Origin of the sequence: Acidisphaera rubrifaciens HS-AP3, assembly GCF_000964365.1 — a bacterium.
Classification (GTDB): Bacteria; Pseudomonadota; Alphaproteobacteria; order Acetobacterales; family Acetobacteraceae; genus Acidisphaera; species Acidisphaera rubrifaciens.
This window is the reverse complement of record NZ_BANB01000754.1, coordinates 1-1,410: the sequence shown is the minus strand read 5'-3', so window position 1 is coordinate 1,410 and position 1,410 is coordinate 1. Positions and strand designations below refer to the sequence as shown.

The following is a 1,410-nucleotide window of genomic DNA, read 5'->3' as shown; positions in this document are numbered from 1 at the left end:
GGAGGCGCGGCTGGCGGCCGAGCGCCTGGACGTCTCGCTGCCGCCGCGCCCCGTGGCCGCCGCCGCGTCGCATCCCGGCCTGATCCACCCGATCAGCCGCACCATGGACGAAATGGCGGCGATCTTCGGCGCGATGGGCTTCACCATCGCCGAGGGGCCGGACGTCGAGAGCGACTGGTTCAACTTCGGTGCGCTGAACATCCCCGCCCACCATCCGGCCCGCGCCGATCACGACACGTTCTATGTCCCGCCCGCCGGGGACGGCGCCACGCCGCGCGTGCTGCGCACCCATACCTCGCCGGTGCAGGCGCGCACGATGCTGCAACAGCCACCCCCGATCCGCGTGATCGCGCCCGGCCGCACCTATCGCGCCGACCATGACGCGACGCACAGCCCGATGTTTCATCAATGCGAGGGGCTGGTCATCGACCGCGACATCACCCTCGGTCACCTGAAGGGCTGCCTGATCGACTTCCTGCGCGCCTTTTTCAACGAACCGGACCTGCCGGTGCGCTTCCGCGCCAGCTACTTCCCGTTCACCGAGCCCAGCATGGAGGTCGATATCGGCTGGGACCGCCGCAGCGGCGAGATCGGGCGCGGCGCGGACTGGCTGGAGGTGCTGGGCAGCGGCATGGTGCATCCGCGCGTGCTGGCCAATTGCGGCATCGACCCGCGCGCGTGGCAGGGCTTCGCCTTCGGCATGGGCGTCGAGCGGCTGACGATGCTCAAGCACGGCATCCCCGACCTGCGCCCCTTCTACGACAGCGACATACGCTGGCTGCGCCATTACGGCACCGCGCCCCATGCCGGGGCGTCGCTGCACGAGGGATACGGCGCATGAAGTTCACGCTGTCCTGGTTGCGCGAGCATCTCGACACCGACGCGCCGCTCGACCACATCACCGACACGCTCTCGGCGATCGGGCTGGAGGTGGAGGGCGTGGAGGATCGCGGCGCCGCCCTCGCGCCGTTCCGCATCGCCCATGTGATCGAGGCGGTGCAGCACCCGAACGCCGACCGGCTGCGCGCCTGCCGCGTCGATGCGGGCGGCGGCGAGGTGTCCGTCGTCTGCGGCGCCCCGAACGCGCGCACCGGCATGAAGGCGGTGTTCGCCCCGCCCGGCGCGCACATCCCGGGCACCGGCATCACGCTGAAAGTGGGCGAGATACGCGGCGTGCAGAGCGCGGGGATGTTGCTGTCCGCCCGCGAGCTTGGCCTGGGCGACGATCACTCCGGGATCATCGAATTGCCGCCGGACGCGCCGGTGGGCGAGGCCTATGCGCGCTGGGCGGGGTTGGACGATCCGGTGATCGAGATCAGCGTGACCCCCAACCGGGGCGACGCGCTGGCGGTGCGCGGCATCGCCCGCGACCTGGCCGCCGCCGGGCTCGGCACGCTGCGCCCGTTGACC

2 protein-coding genes are annotated in these 1,410 nt (G+C 71.5%); both read left to right on the top strand.

Annotated elements, in window-relative coordinates; all coding sequences use genetic code 11:
* Window positions 1-841: phenylalanine--tRNA ligase subunit alpha (pheS, locus tag B8460_RS17280; protein WP_048862863.1), on the top strand; the 841-nt coding region annotated here is incomplete at its 5' end.
* Window positions 838-1,410 (top strand): YtpR family tRNA-binding protein (gene ytpR / locus B8460_RS17275; protein ID WP_048862862.1); only part of this gene is annotated, 573 nt, incomplete at its 3' end. The genes pheS and ytpR, both read left to right, overlap by 4 nt.